The sequence below is a fragment of the Pseudohalioglobus sediminis genome, from assembly GCF_008370495.1.
Taxonomy (GTDB): Bacteria; Pseudomonadota; Gammaproteobacteria; order Pseudomonadales; family Halieaceae; genus Halioglobus.
The window spans coordinates 13,667-28,511 of the sequence record NZ_VTUX01000006.1; the positions used below are offsets into that span (position 1 = coordinate 13,667).

The 14,845-nt window shown below is 55.5% G+C and carries 10 protein-coding genes; 6 read left to right on the plus strand and 4 right to left on the minus strand.

Annotated elements, in window-relative coordinates; genetic code table 11:
- Positions 1–101 precede the first annotated feature (101 nt).
- Positions 102–2,528: an endopeptidase La gene (gene lon, locus F0M18_RS12750; RefSeq protein WP_149611839.1), complete on the minus strand. Its 2,427-nt coding sequence runs from the start codon at positions 2,526–2,528 to the stop codon at positions 102–104.
- 148 nt (positions 2,529–2,676) lie between these two features.
- On the opposite strand from lon, the gene F0M18_RS12755 reads away from it, so the two are divergent.
- From F0M18_RS12755 to F0M18_RS12775, 5 genes are all read left to right on the plus strand, one after another.
- A complete protein-coding gene (locus F0M18_RS12755; protein ID WP_149611840.1) occupies positions 2,677–3,966 on the plus strand; it encodes an aminotransferase class I/II-fold pyridoxal phosphate-dependent enzyme in 1,290 nt (429 codons plus the stop codon).
- A 131-nt stretch (positions 3,967–4,097) separates the two neighbouring features.
- On the plus strand, positions 4,098–5,543 hold the full coding sequence (locus F0M18_RS12760) for a sensor histidine kinase (protein WP_149611841.1): 1,446 nt from the start codon (positions 4,098–4,100) through the stop codon (positions 5,541–5,543).
- The gene (locus F0M18_RS12765; protein ID WP_149611842.1) at positions 5,528–6,058 is read left to right on the plus strand and encodes a hypothetical protein; all 531 of its coding nucleotides are present in this window, start codon (positions 5,528–5,530) and stop codon (positions 6,056–6,058) included. The genes F0M18_RS12760 and F0M18_RS12765 overlap by 16 nt, the downstream gene beginning before the upstream one ends.
- Positions 6,059–6,060: 2 nt before the next feature.
- Entirely contained in the window at positions 6,061–7,407 is a 1,347-nt protein-coding gene (locus F0M18_RS12770; protein WP_149611843.1) for a sigma 54-interacting transcriptional regulator, read from the plus strand.
- Between the two features lie 241 nt (positions 7,408–7,648).
- Positions 7,649–8,713, plus strand: a complete 1,065-nt coding sequence (locus tag F0M18_RS12775) for an LLM class flavin-dependent oxidoreductase (RefSeq protein ID WP_149611844.1) — start codon at positions 7,649–7,651, stop codon at positions 8,711–8,713.
- A 234-nt stretch (positions 8,714–8,947) separates the two neighbouring features.
- Here F0M18_RS12775 and F0M18_RS12780 read toward each other — a convergent pair whose 3' ends face one another.
- From F0M18_RS12780 to F0M18_RS12790, 3 genes are all read right to left on the minus strand, one after another.
- The gene (locus tag F0M18_RS12780; protein ID WP_149611845.1) at positions 8,948–9,643 is read right to left on the minus strand and encodes a PEP-CTERM sorting domain-containing protein; all 696 of its coding nucleotides are present in this window, start codon (positions 9,641–9,643) and stop codon (positions 8,948–8,950) included.
- Positions 9,644–9,829: 186 nt separating this feature from the next.
- Positions 9,830–11,521, minus strand: coding sequence for a carbamoyltransferase family protein (locus F0M18_RS12785; RefSeq protein WP_149611846.1), 1,692 nt, complete (start codon positions 11,519–11,521; stop codon positions 9,830–9,832).
- Positions 11,518–12,663 carry a GNAT family N-acetyltransferase gene (locus F0M18_RS12790; RefSeq protein WP_149611847.1) on the minus strand — a complete coding sequence of 382 codons (1,146 nt, stop codon included), beginning with the start codon at positions 12,661–12,663 and terminating at the stop codon, positions 11,518–11,520. Before F0M18_RS12790 ends, F0M18_RS12785 begins: the two co-directional genes overlap by 4 nt.
- Positions 12,664–13,373: 710 nt before the next feature.
- Between F0M18_RS12790 and F0M18_RS12795 the strand changes: the two genes are divergently transcribed.
- Entirely contained in the window at positions 13,374–14,672 is a 1,299-nt protein-coding gene (locus F0M18_RS12795; RefSeq protein WP_149611848.1) for a GNAT family N-acetyltransferase, read from the plus strand.
- Positions 14,673–14,845: the final 173 nt, after the last annotated feature.

The following is a 14,845-nucleotide window of genomic DNA, read 5'->3' on the forward strand; positions in this document are numbered from 1 at the left end:
GCCGCCAACAGAAGGAGTTACTCTAGCAGTTTGTTTGCGGCACTCCTACAAGCAGCGGCCAAAAACGCGACAAAGGTCCCGGTCGACCGGGCGAGCCCGCATCAATGCAGCGACTTTTCGCGCCTGTGCTCATGGAATACATACTCGAACACCTCACGGTAGCTGCGGGCAAAGTGCACGTTGATACCCTCGCGCAGGTACTCTGGTAATTCCTCGAAATCGCGGCGGTTGGCGTGGGGGAGTATCAGCTCCATGATCTTGCTGCGCCGCGCCGCGATCACCTTCTCGCGAATGCCGCCCACGGGTAACACCTGCCCGGTCAGCGTAAGCTCACCGGTCATCGCCAGCGGCCTTTTGATGCGCTCCTTACGCGCCAGTGACACCAGTGCTGTGGCGATGGTGATTCCCGCGCTGGGCCCATCCTTGGGCGTGGCGCCCTCGGGGACATGCAGGTGCACCATGCTCATATCAAAGAAATCGAGATCACAGCCGTAGTCCTTCAGGTGCGCTATGACGTAGCTGTAGGCGATCTCCGCAGACTCTTTCATCACGTCCCCCAGGCGGCCGGTCACCTTGAAGCCACGGTTGAGCGTGTGAATCAGCGACGATTCGATGGTCATGGTTGCCCCGCCCATTGCCGTCCAGGCCAGCCCTGTGGCCACTCCGAGACCGCGTGCCGGCTTGTCTGCCATAAACGGCGGCTTGCCCAGCAGATCCTCTATATCCTTCTTGCCAACCCGCATCTTGTCTTCTCCCGCATCGATCATGCTGACGATGGATTTGCGCATGATGCGGGATATCTGCTTCTCGAGGCTGCGGACGCCCGCCTCGCGGCAGTAGGAGTCAATAACGTACTTGAGGCCGGCATCATTTATCTTCAACTGTTCAGGCCCCAGCCCATGCCGGGACAGCTGCCTGGGCCACAGGTGGTTACGCGCGATTGACAGCTTTTCCTCCGCGACGTAACCGGACAGGCGAGTGACTTCCATGCGATCAAGCAACGGCGCGGGGATACTGTCCAGCTGATTGGCTGTGCAGATAAACAGCACCTTGGACAGGTCCACGCGCAGATCCAGGTAATGATCCAGGAACTCGGCATTCTGCTCCGGATCAAGCACTTCCAGCAGGGCCGAGGCGGGGTCACCCTGGTAAGAGGCGCCGATCTTGTCGATCTCGTCGAGCATGATGACCGGGTTGGCCACCTGCACCTCCTTGAGCGCCTGAACGAATTTTCCCGGCATGGCGCCGATGTAGGTCCGGCGATGCCCCTTGATCTCCGCCTCGTCCCGCATGCCGCCAAGACTGAAACGATAGAACTTCCTGCCCAGGGCATCGGCCACAGAGCGCCCGATACTGGTTTTGCCCACTCCCGGAGGACCCACCAGCAGTAATATCGAACCTGCAATCTCACCCTTGAAAGAACCGACAGCGAGAAACTCCAGGATACGGCTCTTTACGTCTTCCAGGCCTTCATGATGGTCGTCCAGTACTTGCCGGGCATGGCCCAGTTCGAGATTGTCCTCAGAATGCACTCCCCAGGGCAGTTCAGTTGCCCAGTCGAGGTAGTTCCGGGTGACACCATATTCCGGTGAGCCGGTTTCAAGCACGGCAAGCTTGCGCAGCTCATCCCTGATACGCTGCTCGACCGGTGCGGGCATCACCTTGTCAGCAATACGCTGCTCAAACATTTCCACATCGGAGGTACGATCATCCTTGGACAAGCCCAGTTCCTTCTGGATGACCTTCAGCTGCTCGCGCAGGAAAAATTCACGCTGCTGCTGGGACAGCTTTTCATTCACCTGGCTGGTAATGCGGCCCTGCAGTTCAGCCACCTCGCGCTCCTTGCGCAGCAGCAACAGCACCTTTTCCATCCGCGACAGCAACGGCAGCGTATCCAGTATCTCCTGCAATTGCTCGCCGGATGCGGTGGTCAACGCGGCAGAGAAATCGGCCAGCAGGCTGGGCTGCGTCGGGCTGAAATTCGCCAGGTATTGCTTCAGTTCGGCGCTGTAGAGTGGATTGAGCGGGAGCAGCTCCTTGATTTCCTTGATAAGCGCCATGGCATAGGCTTTTACCTCGTCGGCTTCCGTATCGCCCTGGCTGCGTGGGTACTCTACCTGGGCCAGAAAGGGGGCGGTGTCACTCAACCAGCGGACGACCCGGAAACGACGCACCCCCTGGGCGAGAAAGTGCCCCTCCTGTGCCGACATTGGCGCCTTGTGCAGGCGCACCACACAGCCGGTTTCAGGAAACTGGCGCACGTCCAGCGCGCCGGAATCCGGCCGCGGCACATAGCTCAGCCCCAACAACCCATGGCCTGCGGCGCCGACACCCTGCAGGGTCTCGGCCCATTCCCGGGACTCAAGGGCCAGCGGCTGCACCTGGCCGGGGAAAAAAGGTCGATTGGGCACAGGCATGATATAAAGCGTATCTGGCAGCACATCATCGGCCACCGCGGGCGTGCCCGGTGCCGTCTCTGCATCCAGAATTTCAGCATCCGGGGAATCATCTCGATCATGTTGATCCATGCCATGTCCTTCTTATGCACACGTGATGCATCATATATAGGGGTGTGGTGTCACATTTCAAGCGCGCGGAGGCAGAGGCCGCGTTGCTCCGGGATTTGCCCCGGCAGCACCGACTGATATACAAGCCGGATCAAGCAAGGAGACAGCAGTGAATATCGAAGAGCTTTCAATAGACGCACTGGCAACGCAATTGAAGGAACTGGAGGCCAGCTACAGTGAGCTGGCGGCGTGCAAGCTTGCACTGGACCTGACCCGGGGAAAGCCCGGGATGGACCAGGTTGCCCTGTCTGACTCACTGGACGGCATCCTTGGCGGCAGCTATCGCGCAGAAGATGGCACCGACGTACGCAACTACGGTGGCCTGGACGGCCTGCCAGAGGCCAAGCGGCTGTTCGCACCGCTGCTCGGTGCAAGTCAGGACGAAATCCTGATCGGGGGCAACTCCAGCCTCACCCTGATGTATAACGTGATCGACTTTGCCCTGTCGGTCGGTCTGCGTGGTCCGGAATCGGCCTGGGGTAATTCGGACCAGGTCAAGTTCCTCTGCCCGGTACCGGGATATGACCGCCACTTTGCCATCTGCGAACATCTGGGCATCGAGATGCTCAGCGTACCGATGCTGGATACCGGGCCGGACATGGACGCAGTGGAGAAACTGGTGGCGGAGGATCCAACGATCAAGGGTATCTGGTGTGTGCCCCGGTTTTCCAATCCCACCGGCTGTGTATACAGCGACCAGACCGTTGCCCGCCTGGCGCGGCTGGGACAACAGGCGGGAGAGCACTTCCTGGTCATGTATGACAACGCCTACGCCGTGCACTCCCTTTACCCCGGGGCCACGGAGTTGCCGAGCATTCGCGATTACTGCCAGGAATACGGCACCCTGGACAGCGTATTCCAGTTTGGCTCCACCTCAAAGATCACCTTCGCCGGGGCCGGCGTTGCCTTCCTCGCCAGCAGCCCGGAAAACCTGGCGGCTTTCACACAGCACCTGGGCTACCAGAGCATCGGCCCAGACAAGGTAAACCAGTTGCGCCACGTGAAGTTATTGCGTGACAGCGATGGGATCAGCGCCCACATGGAGCAACACGCGGCCTTGTTGCGACCGCGCTTCGAGGCCGTACTGGCCACACTGGAACGGGAACTCGCAAACACAGGCATGGGTGAATGGCTCTCGCCGCAGGGTGGTTATTTCATCGCCTTTACCACCCGCCAGGGGCTTGCCCGGGAAGTGGTAAGCCTGGCCAAGGCAATCGGCGTGGCGCTGACTCCCGCCGGCGCCACACACCCCTACGGTGTTGATCCCGATGACCAGACCATTCGCCTGGCGCCCAGTTATCCCTCGCTGGAGGATGTGCAGGCCACGGCAGACGCCTTCGTCCTGTGCGTAAAACTGGCCTCCATCAGGCAGGAACTTGGCAGGCGCGGAGCCGGATAGCCCGGCTACGCCGGCTCGCTTGGCCACGGCGGCCCCAGTCGCGTCAATGGCGCTGCAATGACGTCTCCGTATCCAGGAAATGACTGCCGATATACAATCCCTGTTTGGCTGGCGGCGGGAAGTGCCCACTGATGTACATCTGGCGACCGAGATCTGTACTGCAACTGGTAGTTGTCGGTTTCTTCGCCGCGCTGGCGCCGCTGTGTATCGCCATTCTCTTCACCATCGAGACGCTTGGAGAACTCAGCGACAAAAACCGCAATGTAGCCCGGCTGGTGGTAGATATCACCCGTCTTGGCGAAGAGGTTCAGCGGGACCTGCTGGAACTGGAACGGCGTGCCAGACAATACCTGGCACTGGGGGATCCCAACCTGGCTGAGCTGTTCGAGCGCGAACGCCAGTTCCTGATGGAAGACCTGCTCAAGCTACAGGCGCTGCAATCGAGAATGCTCACTGAAAGCCCTGATATAGCCGGCCTGCTGACCCTGCTGGAGCGCCTGGACATGTCCGGCAGGGAAGTCCCGGGACAGGTCTTCGAATCGGGTGACATTGAAGATAACCGGGCACGCATGGAACAGTCATTCGAGCTGATCATGGAACGCAGGGTCGCCATCGACAAGTGGCTGGAGGCGTCGGTGGAAAATTTGCTGGATGCCAATTCGGCGGACGCAGACGCCCTGCTGGATTACCTCATGGTGCAACTCTCAGTGCTCGCCGCAGCGACCCTGACCCTGTTGCTGTTCTTCAGTTACTGGATCAACAAACCACTCAAGAAACTGGCCAGGGAAATCCAGCAACTTGGCACAGAGGGACTGGGCCAACCGATTGAAATAGTCGGGCCCGAAGAGTTACGGGAACTGGGCACCAAACTGGAGTGGCTGCGGCAACGGCTGCACGAGTCCGAAGAGGAAAAACAAAAGTTCCTGCGCCATATCTCCCACGAGCTGAAAACGCCACTGGCCAGCCTGCGTGAAGGTACTGACCTGCTCGCCGAACACGTTACCGGGAAGCTATCGCAGCAGCAGCAGGAGATCGTGGAGATCGTACGCCTCAATGGCATTGAGCTACAGCGGCTGATCGAAAACCTGGTAGATATCAACAGACTTCCGCAGCAGCAGACACAAATCGAGGATATCGACCTGCATGAACTGTGTAACGGCCTCGTTTCGCAGTATCGCATCAGTCTCGACAGCAAGAGCCTGCGCCTGGAAGTACGTGGGTCAACGAATCAGTGGCGGGCGGATCCCTATAAGCTGCGTATTGCGCTGGACAACCTGCTCTCCAACGCCGTGAACTACGCACCGGAAGGCGGGGTTATCAAATTGGTATGGAAGGAAAAAGCTGCTAGTCTGGTTGTTGATGTAGCCAATTCAGGAGAGGCGATACCATCAGAGGATACCGAGCGCATATTCGAACCCTTCTTTCAAAGCGTGGCCAAGCGCAGCGGCCCAATCAAGGGCTCCGGCATCGGCCTGAGCGTGGCGAGGGAATGCATGGAATCCCAGGGCGGAACGCTTGAACTGGTGGCCGACACCGACTTACCTGTATGTTTCAGACTGACATGCCCCAGAAACTAGCCCTTTGCCTGGTCCTGCTGACTTCAGTGACCGCATGCACGGTACAACCGGAAATCGTGGAAGCACCGCCCTGCCCCTGCCTTGAACCCTATGCAGGGCTGCAGGAATGGCTGGCACTGTCGGCTGAAACGACAACTATGGAAACCAGCGAAATCGTCGCCGAGTTGGTAAAGCTTGGACGTCCGCAGGGTGCCACAGAAAAGTTTTATTTCGGCCTGCTCAACCAGCGGCTGAGCACAGCAGCAAACTGGCGCCAGGCCCGCAATGCATTCCGTGAAATCCGCAAGGACACCGCATTGAACAACGAGCAACGCCGACTCGCCGGCATCCTCGAACAGCACAATATCAGCAAGCTGGACAACAACGCAGACCGCAAGGGCCTGCTCCGGACCCAGGCCAGCCTGGAGGCTTCGCTGGCGGAGAAGTCGCAGGAGAACATTCAGCTGCTGGAGAAAATCCGCGCCATAACTGACGTCGAGGAATCGATGAGCACGCGCATCGAGCAGGAGCAGTAAGCATGCGCCGGGAGCTGCTGGTAGTCGACGACGACCCGGGCTTACTGAAACTCCTGTCCATCAGGCTCGAGGCCGAAGGCTACCTCGTACACACCGCGGAATCCGCGGAGAGCGCTCTGACCGTCCTGCGCAATGAACCCATCGAACTGATGCTAACGGACCTGCGCATGGAAGGTGCCAGCGGACTGGAGCTGTTCGAGCAGGCGCGACACTTTTTCCCGGGCTTACCCGTCATCATGATGTCGGCTCAGGGCACTATCCCGGAGGCCGTCTCGGCAACGCAAATGGGGGTTTTCGAATTCCTCATCAAGCCGGTAGACAAGTCTGTACTGCTGTCCACCATTGCAGCTGCGCTGCAACAATCCGCCGGTACGCAGGAAGAAATATTCGAAAGCTGGCGGGACAACATCGTCACGCGCAGTCCCACCATGGAACACATACTCAACCAGGTAAAGCAGGTCGCCAAAACTGACGTCAGTATTTTGATTACCGGAGCCAGCGGCACCGGCAAGGAGGTGCTCGCAGGCGCGATTCACGAAGCGGATTCTGATCGTAGTGGCCCGCTGGTGGCGATCAACTGCGGCGCACTGCCTGAACAATTGCTCGAGTCCGAACTCTTTGGCCATGTAAAGGGCGCCTTCACCGGCGCTGTCGCTTCCCATATCGGCCTGTTTCGCGCGGCAGAGGGCGGCACCCTGTTTCTCGATGAAATTGGCGATATGCCGGTGGCACTGCAGGTCAAGCTGTTACGCGCCATTCAGGAGCGGCGTATTCGCCCTATCGGCAGCACACAGGCGGAACCGATAAACGTGCGCATCATTTCCGCCACCAACCGCGATCTCGAACAGGACATGCAGGACGGCCTGTTCCGCGAGGACCTGTACTATCGCCTCAATGTGGTGAACTTCCATCTGCCATCACTGCAGGAGCGGGCGGAGGACATTCCGCTGCTGGCCAACCACTTCCTGCGACAGACTGGAGGCTTTCAGATGGGTAACGTGACCAGTTTTGCCCCGGCGGCGATGGAAGTCATGGTGCACTTCAACTGGCCAGGCAATGTGCGCCAGCTGCAGAACGTGGTGCAACGCACTTCCGCGCTTTCGACGACCCCGGTGATACCGGAAGCGTTGGTGCGTGACGCCCTGATGGTGGAAGACCAGTATTTGCCGTCACTCACCCAGGCCAGGCAACAGTTCGAGCACGACTACCTGGTGAAGGTCCTGCGGATCACCAGCGGCTCCGTGGCCGATGCAGCCTTGCTGGCACAGCGAAATCGCACTGATTTCTATAAGCTCTTGAAACGACACCACATTGAACCCAAACGATTCAAAAACAATAACAAAGAATAGGACAAACTGATCCAGGCCGACCTGTCTAAATCAAGTTGTTCTCAAACCGGGACTCGCTCTTCCGACGACCATCAACCGCACACCATATCGACTTACTTGCAGAAAGATTGATCTGGATAAAAAAGAGCTCAAATTTCCTTGCCTCAGCTGCAGGTTTTTTCCTTCGTGTACCGATATTGTAGTAATTAAATATCTATCCGGATAACTGCAATAGTTGCAGCCAGCACAGCAGGAGAAGCGAATGAAAGCCAGGAAAGGCGATCTGTCGATTGAAGTATTCACCACTTGCCCGGCAACACTAACCGACAGCCACGGGGTTGAGCGGCCCGGCTTCTATAGAGAAGGTGGATCCTTCTACCGTGATAGAGTTATCGAGGCGACCCGATGGACCGAGAGCTGCGGTTTTGATGGCATGTTGGTTTACATCGATAACTCGCTGGTCAATAACTGGAGCGTTGCCCAGATTGTCATGGAGCACTCCGAGGGCCTGACTCCGCTGATCGCTACGCAGCCCGTCTATATGCATCCCTACTGGGTAGCGAAATCGATCGCGACCTTCGCGCATTTATATGGTCGCCGCATCGCGCTTAACATGCTGGCAGGCGCATTTCGTAACGACCTGATTGCGCTGGGTGATCCAACGCCACATGACCGTCGCTACGATCGAATGACTGAATTCACCCAGATACTGCAGCAACTTCTCGACGGCTCCGGAAAAAGCGTGACCTACGAAGGCGAGTTTTACCAGATCCAGAATCTCAAGGTACAGCCGTCCATCAACAAAGACATGGCGCCAGTGGTTCTGATGTCCGGGTCATCTGAGGCCGGCCTGGCTACCGCCAGGACGCTCGATGCAGTGGCCGTTCGCTACCCCGAGCCGGTCAGCTTTTACGAGGAGCAACCATTGGAAGAAGGCATAGACTACGGCATTCGCATGGGGATAGTTGCGCGCGACAGCAACGAAGAAGCCTGGGAACTGGCCGAGGGCAGGTTCCAGGAAGACAGGCGCGGGCAGGTAGCGCACCAGATGGCGATGAAAGCTACCGACTCCAAGTGGCACAAGGACCTGACGGCCATTCGACAGGAAGAACTCACCGATGCATTCCCCTACTGGTTGACCCCTTTCCACAACTACAAAACCTTCTGCCCCTACCTCGTGGGCGATTTTGATCGAATTTCCTCTATCGTTGCGCGCTACATAAACGTCGGCTTTCGCACCTTCATCACGGACATTCCACTAACCCTGGAAGAACTGGAGTGTCAACAGAAGGTGCTGGAGATGGCGCTGGAGAAGGCGACGGCATAGACGCTCAAAGACCTGGCATTGGCCAGGGTGAGAAACGTGTGCCAGCTATGAGGGAATTTGATTTTTACCAGCTACCTCGACCAACTCAACACAAGTTACGGTGGTCGGCAGTGTGAAGGAACAACGCTCGTGGATAGCACCCGCTGTGCGGGTTCCATTTGGTGTCGGTAGAGTGCCGGGCGATGGGCGCGAAAATCACTGTTCAGGCGCCCTCGCCCGCGATGCTGACTGGGCCTAACCCCGGGAGTTCGTTGACCTGCGGAATTGCCAACCCGCGGATATCAACAGCCCCAAGGCAGTAAGCAAAAGACCATAAACTGGCATGGAGGGAATCGCCGTCGCTGCTGGCGCAGGTCCGGGCCCGGGTGGTGTTACGGGGTTTACAGGCACTGGATCGCTCCAACCGGCAACAGTAATGTTGCTCGCCACGTTTACCGCACTGGCGCGCGGAGCATTAATAGCCGGCGGAGGTGCAATGCCAGAACTGAAGTTACGATAGATCCAGTTTCCACCATTGATGATCCAGCGAATGGCACTGCCACCCTGCGGATCGTTACTGGTAACCACCGGCGCGTCGAGTGTAAAGCTACCCCAGGCAGACGGCACGGCCGACAATGCGCCCGAGCCATCGGTCACAAAACTGCCTCCGCCAGCGTTGAGTTGGGGACTCCCGCTGAAAACGGTCTCGATGGCGCCGTTATTGAGCAGATAGGTGACCGAAACGATGTCACTCTCCGTCCATGTTTGCGAGATCGCATCCGAGCTGCCGTTGTCCAGCACAATCGTGACTGTAACGGTTTGGCCCGCTATATAAGGAGGCTCTATAGGAGCGCCGAGCGTGTCCGTCCACGTTACAGAAAACGGTTCCGCCAACGCGGTGGTGGAAAACAAAAAGAAAAAGGCCGAAATGGCCAGGCGCTTGATAAACATCCCCTTTACCCCTTTTTTAAGGTCTTTTGAATACAACAGCCTCTGGCGCGCCCCGCACCTTCTTTACGGCTGGGCAAACTTTACCATTCCAAACCCTAAATACCAATGGCAATAGTACGGAAAAGAACCGCCCTACTGCGCCGGGCGGCGCGGTGGCGGCGGTCACTCTGGCTCCAACTATTCCGGTTACACCTCCTTATGAAGGACAAAATCGCCGATAACAAGGGCATCCAGGCCGGTAGAATAAAAGCAGCGGACAGCTTGCACCGGCGACTCTACAATCGGCTCGCCCATGACATTAAAACTGGTGTTGAGCACTACAGGGACCCCTGAAAGCTTACCGAACTCAGCGATCATGCGATGATAGCGCGGGCTTATCTCGGCACGCACAGTATGCAAACGCGCAGAACCATCAACGTGGGTGATCGCTGGCAGGCACGCCCTCTTATCCGGAAGAACGTCACAGACTTTCAACATAAATGGCGCTTCAACATCTATGTCGAAATACTCTTTATAAGCCTCCACGGTGCAGGAAGGGGCGAAAGGTCTGTAGGCCTCGCGGTGCTTGACCTCGGCATTAATTTTGTCCTTCATTTCGGGCAACGTGGGGTCGGCGAGGATACTCCTGCTGCCGAGAGCTCTGGGGCCGATTTCCATGCGCCCCTGAAACCAGCCGATAATCTTACCTTGCTTCAACAGGGCAGCTGCGGCTGCGCAAGGGTCGTCGACGCGCTCGTAACGTAATTTGCTTTCCTTCAAGACTTTCTCTATCTCGGCATTGGAATACTCGGTACCGAGATAGGGGTTGTCATGGTGGAATCGTTTCGCGGACTTCAATACTGCATTGTGAACGTAATAGGCAGCTCCTATGGACGTACCGTTGTCACCAGCAGCGGGCATTACATAGATGTCTTTGAATCGGGTTTCGCGAAGAATTCGACCATTCATGACGCTGTTCAGTGAAACCCCTCCAGCTATCACGAGGTGCTCTGCAGAGGATCTTTCTTCAAGAATCCGGCACATCTCAAGCGCCCTCTCCTCCAACACCTTCTGGGCCGCTGCAGCAACGTCTTCATGGTGCTGCTCAATCGCACCGCCTTCCTTCCTGCTCTCGCCGAAAGCCTCCAGGTATTTTGAAGAGAACCTGTTATGCCCCCAGTTCTGATAGTCGAACCAGGAAAGGTCCACCGATACCCGCCCATCGTCCTCTACTCGAACAGTCTTATCCATGACATGGAAAAAGCGTTCAGGATCTCCAAAAGGTGAGAGGCCCATGGTCTTGCCTTCATCGTAGTTGGGCTTGAAGCCACAAAACTGCGTTGCCGTCTCATAAAAAGAGCCTAAAGAGTTGGGAAACTCGCTCTCGCTGAAACAGTCAAAGCTGCTGCCGTCGGTTTCACCGAGCCAGGTGGTAGACCACTCACCGGACCCATCCATAGACAGCAACGCCGCACGGTCGTAGGGTGATACGAAAAAAGACCCCATTATGTGGGCCTGGTGATGGTCGACTTTGTGGACCGCGGGGCCGGCACCCTTGCGCCAGTTTTTCGAATACCAGGACCTGAACTGTTTCTGTTTTTTCAGACCCCTGATAAGCTCGTGATTAATAAATGGAAGCGCTTTATTGGCCAGTTTCAAGGCATAGATAGCTTTCTTAAACCAGTCTTTGCCGGGATTAATCGAAACAGCAACATGATCTATGTCTTCGTACGACAGCCCCGCTATTTCGAGGCAACGTTGTATCGCGACTTCGGGGAACTCTGTCGTATGTTTCTGTCTCGTGAAACGTTCTTCCTCCAGCGCAACGACAAGCTCTCCATCGACAAGCACACACGCTGAGGAATCATGGAAAAAGTAGTTAATTCCGAGAATGTTCAATCACAAACCCCTTTTGCGGGCGAAATCCATCGATCTCGAATACTCGCCAGCTTATCCTTTGCATAGAAATAGATGAAACTCAGGTTAGCCAAGAGTGTGGGCCCGAAACATACCGCTTCGTAAACCGCTGCAGACTCGAAGTGCCATCTGTCAGCCCAGTAAGGGGCTGTGGTGAGGTTTATCTCCGTGACTTCCGGATCGTCGACCATCAACTCGATGAAGCGCTGTAGCAAAACACTACCTGGCCCGTATTTCTTGTATTCTTCCGAGTACCCTACTTTGAGGATGTGCCAAGTGCCACCCACTCGAATGGCAAGCATACCGGCAACAGCCTTCTCACCGAAGTGGAGCAGGAAAACGCGTGAACGGATATCCTCTCCGCAGTTCACGAACAGCGCGCCGAAGAACTTCTGCGCCAATTCATCTGCAGCGAGGCTGGTACAACTCCCGTCATGGCCTTTCCAGCCGGACGACTCGATATTCATGAACTCCCGATAGAATTCTTCGCGCTGACCACTGAGCTCGCTTGAGGACAGCGCTATTTCGCCTACCTCTCTTTCCGCCTTGCGGGCCAGACGAGTGCAGTTCTTCCACATTTTTCGGGAAATATGCTGTAAGTCAGCCCTCTCCCCGCAGGGGATATAATCACACTCGGAAATTTTACGAACCAACGAAGACGTGTCTTGCAGCTCAGCAAAAAGCGTAGACTGCTCAGAGAATTTCCTTAGCTTGCAGTAGTCCCAGCTAAAACCCGATTGAGACGCTACATGCTTGAGGACGAAATCGAGGATACCCGACCTGGCATATGCGCGATCCACCAGGATGTCATTCAAGTAAATGTTCGAATCTGTAGGCAGCTGAAGCCAGCGCAAGCTGAAGAAGCCTACGCCACGAGAGCACCGCTCCAATGGAACAACGGCAATCAGCTTGCCACTGTCGTAAACGCAGTAATACGCCACACGCCCCGGCAGCAAATCCGAGGAGACGGCCTTTGACCATGAAAATTCATGCACATAACTCCGGTTCATCACCTGCGGCAAAAAGCCAAGCCACTGTCCCCGAAGCGAATCGAGATCGGTACTCTCTGTTACCTCGCACACCTCATAGTTGGCCGAGCTGAAGTGCATTTCAATGCTAGTCAATCTAAGTACCCCATTTGGGAACCGGCCCCTGTGCTGATCGTTTATTGACCACCCGGCACACCCCTATTTCCTTCAACCCCAAACTCACTCGGCGCCTGGTAAGCCTTTGGCATTGAGCGCCAAAATAACCACCTCTTGCAACACCGAATCTTAACATTTCCCCTAATTTTGTGTTGTGACTCTATTCACAGAGTTAACCCGGGAGAGAACGCTATTTTGATCATAAAAACGTCGCTTTTTGTCGTTATTTTGCTCCATAAGCGATCGAGTGAACAACTGGGCAACATTGTCTGCAAGCCATGCCTGCCAGCCATACAGGATTTTTTAACTGCATATTCAAAGGGTTACAGCACAAAGAGAGAATAACCACGCATCTGGCAGCCGATCATGGCGCTTGAAAACTCTGTCTCGTCGTATTTCGCTACGCGATTCAGAAAACCCGGCAAAGCCAGGCCGATTGAGCTCACTTTCCGCCTGCCCCCCAGCGCTCTGCTCATCCCCCGACTACCATAAGTCTGGCCGCAGAACCTGAGCCCAGAAGCAAAAATCCAAATGTCGGAAGGCCCTTGATACTGTTATCGCCGATCAGCCATATCCGAATCTAAAGATGCTATACTGTCACGGGCACAACATCTTGGTTTCCCTCCCAAACGCCGCACCCTAGGTTACTGCGCGCATGGCTGAATCCCCACTGAGATGAATGGGGTAAAATGAAAGTACTAAAATTTGACACAATCACGGACGATGTCATTCTCCTTGCGCAGAAGTTCCCGCGCTCTGTAACGCCATCTTGGCAAGAACTGGCCGCCCTCCAACAGGTTGACAGTAAGCCCCTGAGGATAATTGCAATCGTCGAAGACAATGATTGCCGGGCACTTTCATGCTGTTTCATTGAAGAGAGGCAAATCGCCGGTATGCGGATAGCCTCCTACAGCGCTTATGGTTACGATTTTTTCGATTACAACTGCTTGTTTTCGGAACCCTCTTTCATAAGCGTTTTACTCGAAGAAATCAGGAAAGATGCCAAAGCTGCTGGTGCGGATCATATACGCCTAAAGAACATCATCCTGGACATCACCGAAGGGGTTAAACGCGGTGTCGTCCACACACACCAGACATGCATCTACGACAGCAGCCTGGAAGAAACCGGATACCAACCGCTACTTCGCAAGAAAAGCCTGAAACGTCACGTTAATAAATGTAAGAGAAGCTTCTCATACAGCTGTGAGCACTTCACAGGTGAAGAAATACCTCTGGCTGAGGTAGAGCAAATGGGAGCTCTACATATCGAAACCAGGCAATTCCACAACACACCCAGCGCATTTACCAAAAGTTCCACCGTAGATCGGTACATGTCACACCTGGGTAACAGAATCCTTACGAAAATCAGTGTGGATGATGAACCCCTCGCTTACCACTACGGCATTAGATTCAACGACACCATGATCTGGCATACGCCAGTTGTAAACATCAAGTATTACAATTACTCCCCCCTGGAGGTGTTGCTCTTCGAGATGATCGCATACTGCGAAAAGGCGGAGATTCCTGTTATTGACCTTGGTATAGGCGACGAAGTGTACAAACTTCGTTTCTCTAATTCCCGACGCGAGGTGCACGATCTGGTTCTCAAATTGTCACCGAAAGGCCATCTGATCAACATTCTGAAGTCTGCAGATGCCCGCCTCGGCATGCGGAGTCGAATACAGCGTTTTGCCCCGCAGTCTGGCAGCTCAAAACAGAAAACGCACGCGGGTGTGCTCACCAGCAATAACGACGACAGCGCAGCACCAGCAGCGGCTACAGGGCACAAAGACACACCTCTTGTCGTGGCCAGGGATTTTGAGGAGTTTGTTGACTACTGCAGGCAAAATGGACTCGGCATCACTCATCAGGACTATGATAATTTGAGATCAGGTATGGTCTTTTGTAAGAACGAACCCCAGGTGGAATATGGCAATGGCCACGCCTGGAAACACGTCGATGACGAGAAGACGAGCCAGCCAACGTAAGTAAACGCGCTGCAAGAAAACAGCTTGCCCTGAGTTTTCGCCCTGTTGAAACTGGCTGCAATTGCGGAGCACGCAAGCGCAGTGAATTATCTTCAGGGAAGTCAGAAGTTCCGTGCTCAAAAGTGCTACCTACGTCCCAGCATTGAATCATTTCGATTGCCAATACTGTGCGT

What these genes read in the sequence shown, in the direction of transcription:
- lon (WP_149611839.1), bottom strand. Translation starts at nt 2,528, where the DNA reads ATGGATCAACATGATCGAGATGATTCCCCGGATGCTGAAATTCTGGAT.
- F0M18_RS12760 (WP_149611841.1), top strand. Translation starts at nt 4,098, where the DNA reads ATGTACATCTGGCGACCGAGATCTGTACTGCAACTGGTAGTTGTCGGT.
- F0M18_RS12765 (WP_149611842.1), top strand. Translation starts at nt 5,528, where the DNA reads ATGCCCCAGAAACTAGCCCTTTGCCTGGTCCTGCTGACTTCAGTGACC.
- F0M18_RS12770 (WP_149611843.1), top strand. Translation starts at nt 6,061, where the DNA reads ATGCGCCGGGAGCTGCTGGTAGTCGACGACGACCCGGGCTTACTGAAA.
- F0M18_RS12775 (WP_149611844.1), top strand. Translation starts at nt 7,649, where the DNA reads ATGAAAGCCAGGAAAGGCGATCTGTCGATTGAAGTATTCACCACTTGC.
- F0M18_RS12780 (WP_149611845.1), bottom strand. Translation starts at nt 9,643, where the DNA reads ATGTTTATCAAGCGCCTGGCCATTTCGGCCTTTTTCTTTTTGTTTTCC.
- F0M18_RS12795 (WP_149611848.1), top strand. Translation starts at nt 13,374, where the DNA reads ATGAAAGTACTAAAATTTGACACAATCACGGACGATGTCATTCTCCTT.